At 73.0% G+C, this 13,264-nt stretch carries 9 protein-coding genes; 5 read left to right on the top strand and 4 right to left on the bottom strand.

Annotated elements, in window-relative coordinates; genetic code table 11:
• Positions 1 to 173: 173 nt before the first annotated feature.
• Positions 174 to 1,490 carry a YhgE/Pip domain-containing protein gene (locus ACFVZH_RS35680; protein WP_384904096.1) on the bottom strand — a complete coding sequence of 439 codons (1,317 nt, stop codon included), beginning with the start codon at positions 1,488 to 1,490 and terminating at the stop codon, positions 174 to 176.
• Positions 1,491 to 1,630: 140 nt separating this feature from the next.
• Between ACFVZH_RS35680 and ACFVZH_RS35675 the strand changes: the two genes are divergently transcribed.
• Together ACFVZH_RS35675 and ACFVZH_RS35670 are read left to right on the top strand one after the other, a co-directional pair.
• Positions 1,631 to 4,168: an ATP-dependent Clp protease ATP-binding subunit gene (locus ACFVZH_RS35675; protein ID WP_384904094.1), complete on the top strand. Its 2,538-nt coding sequence runs from the start codon at positions 1,631 to 1,633 to the stop codon at positions 4,166 to 4,168.
• A gap of 26 nt (positions 4,169 to 4,194) precedes the next feature.
• Positions 4,195 to 6,132 (top strand): FUSC family protein, encoded by a 1,938-nt coding sequence (locus ACFVZH_RS35670; protein WP_384904092.1) that lies wholly within the window; start codon positions 4,195 to 4,197, stop codon positions 6,130 to 6,132.
• A gap of 84 nt (positions 6,133 to 6,216) precedes the next feature.
• On the opposite strand, the gene ACFVZH_RS35665 is transcribed toward ACFVZH_RS35670, so the two are convergent.
• Positions 6,217 to 8,541: an FdhF/YdeP family oxidoreductase gene (locus tag ACFVZH_RS35665; RefSeq protein ID WP_384904091.1), complete on the bottom strand. Its 2,325-nt coding sequence runs from the start codon at positions 8,539 to 8,541 to the stop codon at positions 6,217 to 6,219.
• A 308-nt stretch (positions 8,542 to 8,849) separates the two neighbouring features.
• Here ACFVZH_RS35665 and ACFVZH_RS35660 point away from each other — a divergent pair, with 308 nt between their 5' ends.
• Genes ACFVZH_RS35660 through ACFVZH_RS35650 form a run of 3 tightly spaced genes read left to right on the top strand, consistent with a single transcriptional unit; the run spans position 8,850 to position 11,297 of the window.
• Positions 8,850 to 9,836, top strand: coding sequence for a Dyp-type peroxidase (locus tag ACFVZH_RS35660; RefSeq protein WP_384904089.1), 987 nt, complete (start codon positions 8,850 to 8,852; stop codon positions 9,834 to 9,836).
• 5 nt (positions 9,837 to 9,841) lie between these two features.
• Positions 9,842 to 10,657: a family 1 encapsulin nanocompartment shell protein gene (locus ACFVZH_RS35655; protein ID WP_384904087.1), complete on the top strand. Its 816-nt coding sequence runs from the start codon at positions 9,842 to 9,844 to the stop codon at positions 10,655 to 10,657.
• Between the two features lie 4 nt (positions 10,658 to 10,661).
• Complete coding sequence (locus tag ACFVZH_RS35650; RefSeq protein WP_384904086.1) at positions 10,662 to 11,297, top strand: DUF1345 domain-containing protein; 636 nt, start codon at positions 10,662 to 10,664, stop codon at positions 11,295 to 11,297.
• 102 nt (positions 11,298 to 11,399) lie between these two features.
• On the opposite strand, the gene ACFVZH_RS35645 is transcribed toward ACFVZH_RS35650, so the two are convergent.
• Positions 11,400 to 11,861 carry a GreA/GreB family elongation factor gene (locus ACFVZH_RS35645; protein WP_384904085.1) on the bottom strand — a complete coding sequence of 154 codons (462 nt, stop codon included), beginning with the start codon at positions 11,859 to 11,861 and terminating at the stop codon, positions 11,400 to 11,402.
• A gap of 65 nt (positions 11,862 to 11,926) precedes the next feature.
• Positions 11,927 to 13,201 carry a serine hydrolase domain-containing protein gene (locus ACFVZH_RS35640; RefSeq protein WP_384904084.1) on the bottom strand — a complete coding sequence of 425 codons (1,275 nt, stop codon included), beginning with the start codon at positions 13,199 to 13,201 and terminating at the stop codon, positions 11,927 to 11,929.
• Between the last annotated feature and the right edge of the window lie 63 nt (positions 13,202 to 13,264).

Genomic DNA, 13,264 nt, shown 5'->3' with positions numbered 1-13,264 from the left:
TTCCCCGGGTCCTGCCGCCGCGCCGGCGGCGCCCGCCGCGCCGGCCGGGCGCTCGTCCGGGCCGTCGTCCGCGCCGTACGACGACGAGCCGCCGCTGTTCGGCGACGACGAGACCGAGCCGCCGTGGGACGAATGGGAGTAGCGGGCCCGCCGGGCCCGGCCGCCGGGCCCGGTCAGGCCGGCTGCGGGGTGAGCCGGCGCAGCCCCCTGCGGTCGTAGTAGCGGGTCATGGCGAAGCCGAAGACCAGCGCGGCGGCCGTGCCGATCGCGATCATGATCCAGCCCCGGGCGAGGCCGGCGTCGGCGCGCGCGTCGAAGTAGAGGAGCGCGCGGACGCCGGCGCTGAGCTGGTGCATCGGTTCGAAGACGCCGAGGAAGCGGTAGAAGCCGGGCGTGGCCTCCAGGGGGACCGTCGCGCCGGACGAGGGGAGGGCCAGGGCGATGAAGACGAACATCGAGACGAGCTGGCCGATGCCTCCGAAAGCGGCGTTGATGGCCTGGACGCCGAGGCCGACGGCGACCGTCGCGCAGTAGGAGAAGATCCACAGCATCGGCAGGTGCGAGGCGTCCATGCCCAGGACCGCGATCGTCGCCACCATGACGAGCGTGGTGGTCAGGAGCGAGATGCCGGCCGTCATGGCCATCTTCAGCACGAGGGTCTGGGTGCGGCTGACGGGCACGGTCGGCCGGCGGCTGTGCCAGGGCCCGAGCTCGCTGTCGGCGTAGCCGAGGGCGGTGTCGACGCCGGTGTTGACGAGGTTCCCGCCGATGAAGCCGCTGAGCACGAGCAGCAGGGTGTAGTAGAAGGCGGTCAGCCCCAGGCCGCTGTGCGGACCGATGGGATGCCCGACCCGGGTGACGACGGCCACCGGATCGGCCAGGAGCAGCCGCGTCGTGGGGACGGCGGAAGAGGAGGCGACGAGCTGCTTGCCGATGGTCAGTGACGCCTGGTGGGCGGCGTTCTGGTTGATCGTGGCCGTCAGGGACGAGCCCAGGCTGCCGAGACCCGGATTGGTGAGCACGGTCAGCGTCGGCCGTACCGTCGCCCGGTTCGTGGTCAGGGCCGCGACCGAGGCGGTGAAGTCCTCGGGGACGACCAGCGCCCCGAAGATCTTCCCGGAGGCGAGCGCGTCCTCGGCCTCCGCACGGCCGATCAGGTGCCACTCCACGGAGTCCTTGCCCCGGGAGGCCGAGACGATCGCGTCGCTGATCTGCTGTCCCAGGTTCTCCCGCTGCCCCGGCAGCGGGCGCCCCTGGTCCTCGTCGACGAGGGCGACGGGCAGCCGGCGCAGGTTCTCGCCCGGGTTGAGGATGCCCCCCATGTAGAGGAGGGAGAGCAGCAGGGCGACGAGGGCGCTCAGGACCGTCGGCACGAGCCACAGCTTGGCGTTCCGGAGCAGGCGCCCGGCGCGGACCTGGGGGCCCGGTGCGTCGGCGGGGTCCGTGGGGCCCGGGCCGCCGGGGGTGTTCGGGGGGATCGCGGAGGTCATGGTGCCATCGTCGACGGACGTGGCCTCCGGGCCCGGAATGCGGACGATTCGGGCGGGGTGGGTGTGTCGGGCACTCCGTTTGCGGACCGGCAGGGGGCGCGTTTCAGTAGGAGCGACCCCCACACGTCCCTGGAGCTGGCATGTCGATGGCGTTCGGTTCTCCCCATGGCTCGTCCGATCCGTTCAGCGACATGCTGAACAGGTTCTTCGGCATGTCACCGGCGTCGTCGCCGCCGGCGGTGCAGCGCGTCCCGATCGGACGGCTGCTGACGGAGTCGTCGCACGAACTCCTCGGCACCGCCACCCGCAAGGCCGTGAAGGACGGCACGCCCGACCTCGACACCGAGCACCTCCTGTGGGCGGCCACCCAGGTCGACCCCGCCCGCAGGATGCTGGCCCAGGCCGGCGTGGACCCCGACGCGCTCGCCGCCCAGCTCGACCAGGTGCTTCCGCGGGAGTCCGGCGAACCCTCATCGGAGCCCGGGCTCACCCCGGCGGCCAAGCGCACGCTCGCCGCCGCCTACGCCCGTTCGCAGGCGGCCGGGGTGTCGTACATCGGCCCCGAGCACATCCTCGGCGCGCTCCTCGCGGACCCCGACTCCGGCGCCGGCCGGCTGCTGGGCGCGGACGACGTGGACGTGCGGAGGCTGCGCGGCCTCACGGACCAGGCCGCCCGCGGCGACGGTGCCGCCCCCGCCGCGACGCCCCAGCAGCCCGCCACGACCCTCGACGAGTACGGCCGTGACCTGACCGAGGAGGCCCGGGCCGGCAGGCTGGACCCCGTGGTCGGCCGCGCCGAGGAGATCGAGCAGACCGTCGAGATCCTCTCCCGCCGCTCCAAGAACAACCCCGTCCTCATCGGCGAGCCCGGCGTCGGCAAGACCGCCATCGTGGAGGGACTGGCCCAGCGCATCATCGCGGACGAGGTCCCCGCGACCCTGAAGGGCAAGCGGGTCGTCTCCCTCGACCTCTCCGGGATGGTGGCCGGCGCGCAGTACCGCGGACAGTTCGAGGAACGCCTCAAGAAGGTCATCGAGGACGTCCAGAACGCGAGCGGCGAGGTCATCCTCTTCATCGACGAACTGCACACGGTCGTCGGCGCCGGCGCCACGGGCGAAGGTGCGATGGACGCGGGCAACATGCTCAAGCCCGCCCTCGCGCGCGGCGAACTCCAGATGGTGGGCGCGACCACCATCGACGAGTACCGCAAGCACATCGAGAAGGACGCCGCGCTCGAACGCCGCTTCCAGCCCGTCCTCATCCCGGAACCCACCGTCGAGGAGACCGTGCAGATCCTCGAAGGACTGCGGGACGTGTACGAGGCCCACCACCAGGTCCGCTTCGCCGACGGCGCCCTGGCCGCCGCCGCGGAACTCTCCGACCGCTACGTCAGCGACCGGTTCCTGCCCGACAAGGCCATCGACCTGATGGACCAGGCGGGCGCCCGCGTACGGCTCCGCGGCGCCGGGCGCTCCACCGAGGTGATCAGCCGGGAGGACCGCCTCGCGAAGCTGCGCCGCGAGAAGGACCAGGCCGTCGCCGGCGAGGAGTTCGAGAAGGCGTCGGACCTGAAGCGGCAGATCGCCGAGGTGGAGGGCGAACTCGCCGGCATCGAGGAGCGCCGCGAGGGCGTCGTCTCGGTGACGGCCGCCGACATCGCCGACATCGTCTCCCGGCGCACCGGGATCCCGGTCTCCCAGCTCACCGCCAGCGAGAAGGAGAAACTCCTCAGGCTGGAGGAGGAGATGCACGCCAGGATCGTCGGCCAGGGCGAGGCCGTCACCGCCGTCTCCGAAGCCGTGCGCCGCAACCGCGCCGGCATGGGGGACCCGAACCGCCCCGTCGGCTCCTTCCTCTTCCTCGGGCCCACGGGCGTCGGCAAGACCGAGCTCGCCAAGACGCTCGCCGAGCTGCTCTTCGGCGACGAGGACCGGATGATCCGGTTCGACATGAGCGAGTTCCAGGAGAAGCACACGGTCGCCCGGCTCGTCGGGGCCCCGCCCGGATACGTCGGTTACGAGGAGGCCGGCCAGCTCACCGAGAAGGTCAGGCGCCAGCCGTACAGCGTGGTCCTCTTCGACGAGGTGGAGAAGGGGCACCCGGACGTCTTCAACACGCTGCTCCAGATCCTCGACGACGGGCGGCTCACCGACGGCCAGGGCCGCACGGTCGACTTCCGCCACTGCGTCGTCATCATGACGTCCAACATCGGGGCGCACCGCATCCTCGCCCACGAGGGCGACGCGGCCGAGCTCAAGGACGAGCTGATGGACGACCTGCGGGGGCGCTTCCTGCCCGAGTTCCTCAACCGCATCGACGACATCATCGTCTTCCACAGCCTCACCGAGGACGACCTGTCCGAGATCGTCGAGCACCTCCTGGACCGCAGCAAGCACCGCGTCCACGCCCAGGGCATGACCCTGGAGGTCACCGAGGCCGCGAAGAAGCTGCTCGTCGCCCACGGCTACCAGCCCGCGTTCGGCGCCCGCCCCCTGCGCCGCACCATCCAGACCGAGCTCGACAACCGCGTCGCCTCCCTCCTCCTCGGCGGCGAGGCCGACCCCGGCGACACCCTCGTCGCCGACGTCCTGGACGACTCGCTCCACTGCACCGTCCGCAAGGGCGAGCCCCGGCCCGAGGCGGCGGACGACACGTCCGCGGCGGGAAGCGACGTCTGAGCCGAAACCGGCGGAGGACCGGAAGCATGGCGCCCGGGCGACCGTGGGCGGCGCGCGCGGCCCGGGCGCTCTCGCCCCGGGGCGCGCTCGCCCTGCAGAGCGTGGACGGAGCGCTGTCCTTCGCCCTGCGCGCCGCGCTCGCCATGGCGCTGCCCGCCGTGCCGATGGCCCTGGCCGGGCGGGCCGACCAGGCCGTCTACGCCATGCTGGGCTCCTTCACGACCACCTTCGGACGCAACCTGCCCTACGCGCGGCGGGCCCGCGTGCTCGCGGTCGTCGCGGTCGCGATGACCGCGTGCGTGGCCTCCGGCACGGCGCTCGCCGCGTGGGCGCGGCCGGGGCACGGGGGAGTGGGCGCCGCCGTGACGGTGGCCGCCACGGCGGTCGTGGCCGGGGCCGCGAAGTTCGCCTGCGACGCGGCGCGTCTGACCGGTCTCGGCGCCGTCCTGCTGCTCTTCTCCTTCGCCGTGGCCGCCAACGCCGTCTCCACCCCGGCCGACGTCCTCCCGCGGGCCGCCCTGGCCGCCACCGGCGCAGCCGTGGCCTGGACCCTCGCCGTCGCGGGCTGGTGGGTGCACCCGGACCGGCCCCAGCGGCTCGCGGTGGCCGCGGCCCTCCGGGAACTCGCCGACCTGTGGGAGGCGACCGGCGGGAGGACCGGCCCGGGCGGCGGCGCGGGAACGAGTACGGCTGCCCCGGACCCCCCGGGTCAGGCTCCCGCGCCGGGTCAGGCTCCCGCGCCGGGTCAGGCTCCCGCGCCGGGTCAGGCTCCCGCCCGGGACCAGGCCCCCGCCCCGGACGAGGCCCCCGGCCTCGTCCCCGCCCGGGGCAGTAGGGCGGGTGGCGGCTCGGGGCCCGGTACGGCGGTCCTCGGGGGGCTCGTACGGCACCGGGCGACCGCCGCCGTCCTCCAGGCGTACCGGACGCTGGGCCGTCTCCCCCCGACCACCGCCGCCGAACGGCACGGTCGGGGCGACGTCTGTCTCCGGCTCACCGACCTGGCGTGGGCGCTGCTCATCGGCTCGCCCAGCCGGCCACCCGGAGACCCCGCCGGCCTGGCGCGGGACCTGCGCCGCCAGGCGAGGCTGCTCGCGAGCCGCCGGCTGCGCCGGCCGCCGCTCGTGCTGACCGAACCGGCGGCGTCCCCGGTGTACCGGCCGGGGAGGAACGGAGTCCCGGAGCCGGCCGGTCCCGGCACCCGCCAGGCCGCCGAGCTGCGGGCCGCGGAGCTGGTGACGGGGCCGCGCCACGGCAGGGCGGCCGTCCTGCTCGTGCCCGCGCTGCGGATGGTCCTCGGCACCGGCCTCGCGGGCGGGACCGCCCTCCTCCTCGGCCTCGGTCACGGCTACTGGGCGTCGATCTCCGCGGCGGCGGTCCTGCACTCGGTCAACGTCCGCACGGCGACGCAGCGGGCCGTGCAGCGCACCCTGGGGACGGTCGCCGGCCTGCTCCTCGCCTTCGGTGTGCTCGCCGCGCACCCCGGGCCGACGGTCCTCGTCCTGGTGATCGTGCTGCTCGAGTTCCTGCTGGAGTACGTCGTGGCCCGCAACTACGGATTCGGCGTCGTCTTCCTCACGCCGCTGGCCCTGCTCCTCTCCGACCTCGCCGCGCCCGCGTCGGCGGGCGTCCTCGTCGAGGACCGGGCGCTGGGCAGCGTCCTCGGGGTCGGCATCGCGCTGGGCTGCGCGCTCCTCGTCGTCCACGACCGTGCCGCCGTGCGGGCGCAGCGCGCGCTCGTCGCGTGTACGGCGGCGTCCGACCGGGCCGAACTCGCCCTGGCCGAACGCGCCGTGCGGTCGTTCCCGGCCGTCCAGACGACGCTGGCGGCCGCCGTGGTGGAGCTGCGCGAGGCCGACGACGCCGCGGCGGGCGAACTCTGGCCCGCGGAGATCGACCCCACCGAACTCGCGGCCGCGGAACGGCGCGCGTACCTGCTCCTGGAGCGGTTGCTCCGGTGGCGCTGAACTCCGGGCGGGGGACGGACGGGCGGGGGAACGCCGGGCAGCGGAAGGACGGGCAGCGGCGCGTGCGGGCGGGCCCGCCCCGGCTCAGGCGGCCGGGGCGATCGTGACCTTGACGTGCTTCATGATCGGCTGGTCGCTCTGGGTGCTGTAGTCGGAGAGCGCGCACAGCACGTTCATCTCGGGCATGTAGCCGGCGGCGCAGCCGCGCGGGATGTCGTAGGGGATGGCGAGATACCCGCTGAGGGACCGCCGGCTGCCGTCCTTCGCGGTGCTCGTGATGTCGACCGGGCCGAGGTCCTCGATACCGCGCTCCCGCATGTCGGCCCGGTTCATGAAGACGAGCGTGCGCAGGTTCTCGATGCCGCGGTAGCGGTCGTTGTCCGAGTAGATGGTGGTGTTCCACTGGTCGTGGGAGCGCATGGTGCCCAGGGCGAGGGTGCCGGGCTCAGGGACGACGTCGGGCAGTTCGGGGCTGGAGAACTCGGCGCGTCCGGACGGGGTGAGGAAGACCAGTTCCCGCGCGGGCTGCTTGATGCGGAACCCGAGGGGCAGCCGCACCCGTCGGTTGAAGTCCTCGAAGCCGTCGAGGGCCCGGGCCATGGTGTCGCGGATGCGGTCGTAGTCCTCGACGTACCACTCCCAGGGCGTGTCGCTGCCGGGCAGCGCGGCGCGGGCCATGCCCGCGACGATCGCCGGCTCGGAGAGAAGGTGGGGCGAGGCGGGGCGCTTCATGCCCACCGACAGGTGGACCATGCTCATCGAGTCCTCGACGGAGGTGCTCTGGACGCCCTTGCGCTGGTGGTCCTTCTCGGTGCGGCCGAGACAGGGGAGGATGAGCGCCCGGCGGCCGTGGACGACATGGCTGCGGTTCAGCTTGGTGCTCACCTGGACGGTGAGGTCGCAGCTCCGCAGGGCGGCGCAGGTGACCGGGGTGTCGGGCGCGGCGAGGGCGAAGTTGCCGCCCATGGCGACGAAGACCTTGATCCCGCCGTGTCCCATCGCCTCGATGGTGCGGACGGTGTCCAGGCCGTGGGCGCGCGGCGGTTCGATCCCGCAGACCTCGGCGAGCCGGTCGAGGAACGCGTCGGTGGGGCGGTGGTCGATGCCGCAGGTGCGGTTGCCCTGCACGTTGCTGTGCCCGCGTACGGGGGAGGGGCCCGCGCCCTCCCGGCCGAGATTGCCGCGGAGCAGCAGCAGGTTGACGATCTCCCGGACGGTGTCGACGCCGTGCTCGTGCTGGGTGATGCCCAGGCACCAGCTGACGATGGTGCGGTCGGCCTCGCCGTACACCCGCGCGGCTTCGAGGATGTCGGCGCGGGTCAGCCCGGACTGTCGCTCCAGTTCCTCCCACGGCGTGGCCTCGCACCGGGCGCGGTACTCCTCGAATCCGCTGGTGTGACGCTCGATGAACTCCCGGTCCAGGGCCCGGGGGTCGGTCGCGGACTGCTCCAGGATCGCCTTGGCCATGCCGCGGACCAGGGCCATGTCGCCGCCGATGCGCGGCTGGAGGTTGAGGGTGCTGGTCCTGGTCGCCTTGAACAGGGCCATGTCGGTGAAGTCGTGCGGGACGATGGTGCGGGTGGCGGCCGCCTCCACCAGCGGGTTGACGTGCACGATGCTCGCGCCGCGGTGGTAGGCGGCGGCGAGGGCGGTGAGCATGCGGGGCGCGTTGGAGGCGGCGTTGACCCCGAAGACGAACAGCGCGTCGGCCGTCTCCCAGTCCGCGAGGTCGACGGTGCCCTTGCCGGTGCCCAGGGACGCCTGCATGGCCCGGCCGCTGGCCTCGTGGCACATGTTGGAGCAGTCGGGCAGGTTGTTCGTGCCCAGTTCACGGGCCATCAGCTGGTAGAGGAAGGTGGCCTCGTTGCCCAGCCGGCCGGAGGTGTAGAACGACGCCTGGTTCGGGTCGTCGAGGTCGCGCAGCGCGCCGCCGACGAGTTCGAAGGCGTCCTTCCAGGTGATCGGCACGTAGTGGTCGGACGCGGGGTCGTAGACCATCGGCTCGGTCAGCCGGCCCTCGTTCTCCAGGTCGTAGTCGCTCCACCCGGCGAGTTCCGTCACGGAGTGCGCGGCGAAGAAGTCGCGCCCGACCCGTTTGCCGGTCATCTCCCACGTGACGTGCTTGATCCCGTTCTCGCAGATGTCCAGGTGCAGGCCCTTGGTGTCGTCGGGCCAGGCGCAACCGGGACAGTCGAAGCCGGTGTTCTCGTGGTTCATCTTCATGATCGCGCGGGGGCCGTCCACCAGTGCCTTCTCGCGGAGGAGGAAGCTCGTCACGCTCTTGGCGGCGCCCCAGCCCGCGGCCGGGTGGTGGTACGGCGAGAACCGGGGCTCGCCGTCGGGGGCGGGCCCCACCGGGGCCTCGGCGGGCTGCGCCGGCTGTCCCTGCGTCTCCTCGTCGGTGCTCACGGCACTTCACCCTCTCGCCATGCGGGGCCACGACGCGGGCCCTGCGGGTTCCGCCGGTGCGGCGGCAGGATTCGACACCTCTTCGCAGGCTATGCCCGCCGATTCCCGCCTGCCACCCAGCCCCGCCCGCCCCGCTCCACCCCGTGCCGTGGGGGCCGTGCGCCGTCGGCCGGTGCACCGCAAGGCGCTGGGGCGCGGCGGGCTTCCGTGCCGCCGGGCTGCGCGGGAGATCATCCGCACATACCCTGACGCTGTCCTTTTCATCCCTTTTTCCCGTCCGTCCCCGATCCTCGTTCGACAGGAGCGTCGTGGTAGTACCGCAGCCCGTCGTGGCGCCGCCGTCGAGGGCGGCCGTCTTCCTGGTGGTCACCGTCAACCCCGGCGGGGAGACGGCCGCGCGGGAGGGACTCCAGGGCCTGTCGGGCCTGCTCCGGTCCGTGGCGTTCCGGGCCCCGCAGGACGACCTGACCTGTATCGCCGGGATCGGCTCCGAGGGATGGGACCGGCTCGTCGGCGGCCCGCGCCCGCGCGACCTGCACCCCTTCGTGCCGCTGCGCGGCCCCCGGCACCGGGCGCCCGCCACACCCGGCGACCTGCTCTTCCACCTGCGCGCCCGCCGGATGGACCTCTGCTTCGAGCTGGCCCGGCAGATCGTGGACGGACTCGGCACCGCGGTGACCGTCGTCGACGAGGTGCACGGCTTCACCTTCTTCGACCAGCGCGACCTGCTCGGGTTCGTCGACGGCAGCGAGAACCCCACGGGCAGGACCGCCCGGGACGCGGTCCACATCGGCGACGAGGAACCGGAGTTCCGGGGCGGCAGCTATGTCGTCGTGCAGAAGTACCTGCACGACATGGCCGCCTGGGACGCCCTCACCGTCGAGGAGCAGGCGAGGGCCGTCGGGCGGGACAAGGCGTCCAACGTCGAGATGCCCGACGACGTCAAGCCCGCGAACTCGCACGTCGCGCTCAACACGATCGTCGACGAGGACGGCGTCCAGCAGCAGATCGTGCGCGACAACATGCCCTTCGGACGGATCGGCGCCGGCGAGTTCGGCACGTACTTCATCGGCTACGCGCGGACACCCGCCGTCACCGAACGCATGCTGCGGAACATGTTCCTCGGCGATCCGCCGGGCAACACGGACCGCATCCTCGACTTCTCCAGGGCCGTGACCGGCGGCCTCTTCTTCGTGCCGAGTGCCGACTTCCTCGACGACCTTCCCGCCGCGCCGCCGGCCGCCGCCGTGGTCCCCGGGGACTCCCTGGGCATCGGCGGCCTGAAAGGAGCCTGAGCCCCATGACGACGCCCGACGCCACGAACAACCTGCACCGCGAACTCGCCCCGATCACCCCCGCGGCCTGGGCCGAGATCGAGGAGGAGGCCCGCCGCACCTTCCGGCGCCATGTCGCCGGCCGCCGGGTCGTCGACGTCCCCGACCCGGCGGGCCCGGAGCTCGCCGCCGTCGGCACGGGCCACCTCTCCGACCTGGCCCCGCCCGCCCCGGGGGTCGCCGCGCGGCTGCGCGAGGCGAGGCCCCTCGTCGAGCTCCGGGTGCCGTTCAGCGTCGACCGGGCCGCCGTGGACGACGTCGAGCGCGGCTCCAGGGACTCCGACTGGCAGCCCGTCAAGGACGCGGCGCGCACCATGGCGTTCGTCGAGGACCGGGCGATCTTCGACGGGTACGGGGCGGCCGGCGTCGACGGCCTGCGCGCCCGGAGTTCGAACCCGGTGGTCCGGCTGCCCGAGGAGCCGAGCGACTACCCGGACGCGGTCAGCCGGGCCCTGACCTCGCTGCGCCTGGCCGGCGTCGACGGACCGTACGCGCTGCTCCTCGGGGCCGACCAGTACCGGGCGGTCAGCGAGACCTCCGACCACGGCTATCCGATCGCGGCACACCTCGGCCGGATGCTGGACGGCTCCCCGATCTGGGCACCGGCCCTCAGTGGCGGCTTCGTCCTGTCCACCCGCGGCGGCGACTTCGAACTGCGCCTCGGCCAGGACGTGGCGATCGGCTACACGGGGCACGACGAGCACCGCGTCCATCTGTACTTCCAGGAGACGCTGACCTTCCTCACCTACACGGACGAAGCCGTGGTGGTCCTGGAAGCCTGAGCGGATGCGCCCCCTGCTCGTCGGCGCGGTGTCCCGACTCGCCGGATCGGCGCTGGCCGGGGCGGCGATCGGCGCGGTCGTCGCCGCGGCGGCCCACGCCCCGCTGGGCGTCCTCGCCGGGATCGCCGCGGCGGAGACCCTCTTCGTCGTCACGGGCTGGTCCGTGCTGTGGCCCATGGACGCCGGCACCACCCATCACAACGTCCGGCGCGAGGAGTTCCGGCCGGTCGTCGAGGAACTCGTGGTCGTCGGGACCGCGGTGTGCGGGCTCGTCGGCATCATCGTGATGCTGATCACCGGCCGCTCGGGCCTGGGTCACGCCGCGGCGGCGACGGCGCTCTGCGGCGTCTTCATGGCCTGGGCGGCGCTGCATCTCATGTACGCCACCCGTTACGCGTACCTCTACTACGCCCTGCAGCCCGGCGGCGGGATCGACTTCAACTCCCGGGAGCCGCCGCGCTACAGCGACTTCCTGTACTTCAGCTACAACCTGGGCATGACCTACCAGGTGTCCGACACGAACGTCTCCAGCACCTTGATCCGCGCGGTCGCCCTCCGGCACTGCCTGCTGTCCTACGTCTTCGGCGCCAGCATCCTGGCCACCACCATCAACCTGGTGAACGGCATCGTCACGGGCTGAGTGGGACGGTGCGCCCGGGGCCGCCCCCGCGGTCGGCCTCCCTGACCTGTGCCCCGACGTGCCCGTCGGCGGCGGGGTCGGTCCGGGTCTCGCGCGCCGGGGTCAGCCGAGGGAGACCACGACCGCCGTGGTCCGCCCCCCGGGCGTCTCGTACGTCACGGTGTCACCGGCGTGGTGTCCGAGCAGCGACCGGCCGAGCGGGCTGTCCGCCGTCACCAGCGCCGGGTCCTGCGCGTCGGGGAGTTCGCCGATGTGCAGGGCCGACTCCGTGCCGTCCGCGAACCGCACCGTCACGGTGCTGCCGACGCCCACGGCGTCGGTACGGGGAGCCCCCGCGACGGCCCCCTCGCGGAGCCGTCCGTCGATCTCGGCGATGCGGGCGTCGAGCCGGTCGAGCTCGGTGGCGCGCTGCAACTCGTCGGCCTGGTCCGCCTCGTCGCCCACCTGGTCGTCGGACCCGCCCAGGGTGGCGGCGACGGCGTCGCGTTCGGTGCGCAGATCGCCGAGTTCCCGCTGGAGCGCGTCGCGGGCCGAGGCGCTGAGGGGTTCGGGTCCACCGGTCATTGCTGCTCCCGTTCTGCGGCGGCACGGCTGAGGTGCCGGAGCGAATGCGTATCAAAGGGGCACCGTCACCCGGTCGGGCTCGGGGGCGGTGCCTGCACGGGGATGTCGAAGACGTGGGCAGGGGTCACGATGCGGGTGATCGCCTGCCCGAAGAGCGTGCTGGGCTCGTTGTTGTCGTGCAGGACGTCGGTGTTGAGCAGGACGACCAGGGTGGCCTGGGACTCCGGCAGGTAGATCGTGAGCGACTCGTAGCCCGGCAGGGAGCCGTTGTGGCCGATCCAGCCCTGGATGTCGAAGATGCCGAGACCGTAGCCGGCGCCGGGGATGCCCGACGGGTACGTCTTGAGGCGCTCGGCCTGGGTCTTCGGCGTCAGCAGGGTCCCGGTGGCGACGGTCCTGGCCCAGGAGCGCAGATCCTGGAGATCGGAGATCATCGCGCCCGCCGCCCAGCCCCAGGAGGGGTTCCAGTCGGTGGAGTCCTCGAGCTTGCCCGAGGCCGTCTGCACCGTGTAGCCGTGGGCGTGCGGACTGGGGAAGGCGGCGTCCGTGGGGAAGACGGTGTGCTTCAGCCCCGCGGGCTCGATGACGTTCTTCTGGATGAACTCGTGCAGCGGCATGCCGCCGGCCTTCTCGACGACGAGTCCGAGCAGGATCAGGTTCGTGTTGCAGTAGTCGAACTCGGCCCCGGGCTGGAACTGCACCGGGTGCTTGAACGCGTAGCCGAGCAGCTCCTGCGGGGTGAACGGGCGGTCGGGGTTCGAGGTGAACGCCTTGTAGAAGTCCTCGTCCGCCGAGTAGTTGAAGAGGCCGCTGCGCATGGACGCCAGGTTGCGCAGGGTGATCCGGTCCCCGTTCGGCACGCCGTCGACGTACTTCGAGATCGGGTCGTCGATGCTCAGCTTCCCCCGGTCGGCCAGTTCGAGCAGGGCGGTCACCGTGAACGTCTTGGTCTCGCTCCCGATCCGCATGTACAGACCGGGGTCCATGGCCTGCCCGGTGGCCTTGTCGGCGATGCCGAACGAGCGGATGTACGTGCCCTTGCCCGGCGCGGAGAGACCGACGGTGACACCCGGGACGCCCGTCTCCTTCATGACGTCCTGGATCGCCCGGTCCAGCCGTGCGGCGACGGCCGGCGTGAGCTGAGGGAAGTCGGAGTCGTCCGACGGGACGGCGGCGGCGAGGAGCGGGGCGGGGCCGGGAGGCGCGGTGGCGAGGAGCGGGGCGGCGCCCGGGGGTTCGGCGGCGAAGGCGGTGCCCGCGCCCACCGGTGCGGCGAAGACGCCCAGAGCCACGAGGGCCGCGCTGACGCGCCGGGTCCTTGCGGTGTGCGAGTACCTCACGGCGGGCCTCCTGCCGGCCGGGGACAACACTCGCTTCCAGGCTAGGTGCGCGCGGACGGCCGC

Origin of the sequence: Streptomyces sp. NPDC059534, from assembly GCF_042743475.1 — a bacterium.
Classification (GTDB): Bacteria; Actinomycetota; Actinomycetes; order Streptomycetales; family Streptomycetaceae; genus Streptomyces.
This window is presented reverse-complemented; position numbering and strand designations above follow the sequence as displayed.

What these genes read in the sequence shown, in the direction of transcription:
- ACFVZH_RS35655 (WP_384904087.1), top strand. Translation starts at nt 9,842, where the DNA reads ATGACGACGCCCGACGCCACGAACAACCTGCACCGCGAACTCGCCCCG.
- ACFVZH_RS35645 (WP_384904085.1), bottom strand. Translation starts at nt 11,861, where the DNA reads ATGACCGGTGGACCCGAACCCCTCAGCGCCTCGGCCCGCGACGCGCTC.
- ACFVZH_RS35675 (WP_384904094.1), top strand. Translation starts at nt 1,631, where the DNA reads ATGTCGATGGCGTTCGGTTCTCCCCATGGCTCGTCCGATCCGTTCAGC.
- ACFVZH_RS35650 (WP_384904086.1), top strand. Translation starts at nt 10,662, where the DNA reads ATGCGCCCCCTGCTCGTCGGCGCGGTGTCCCGACTCGCCGGATCGGCG.
- ACFVZH_RS35680 (WP_384904096.1), bottom strand. Translation starts at nt 1,490, where the DNA reads ATGACCTCCGCGATCCCCCCGAACACCCCCGGCGGCCCGGGCCCCACG.
- ACFVZH_RS35670 (WP_384904092.1), top strand. Translation starts at nt 4,195, where the DNA reads ATGGCGCCCGGGCGACCGTGGGCGGCGCGCGCGGCCCGGGCGCTCTCG.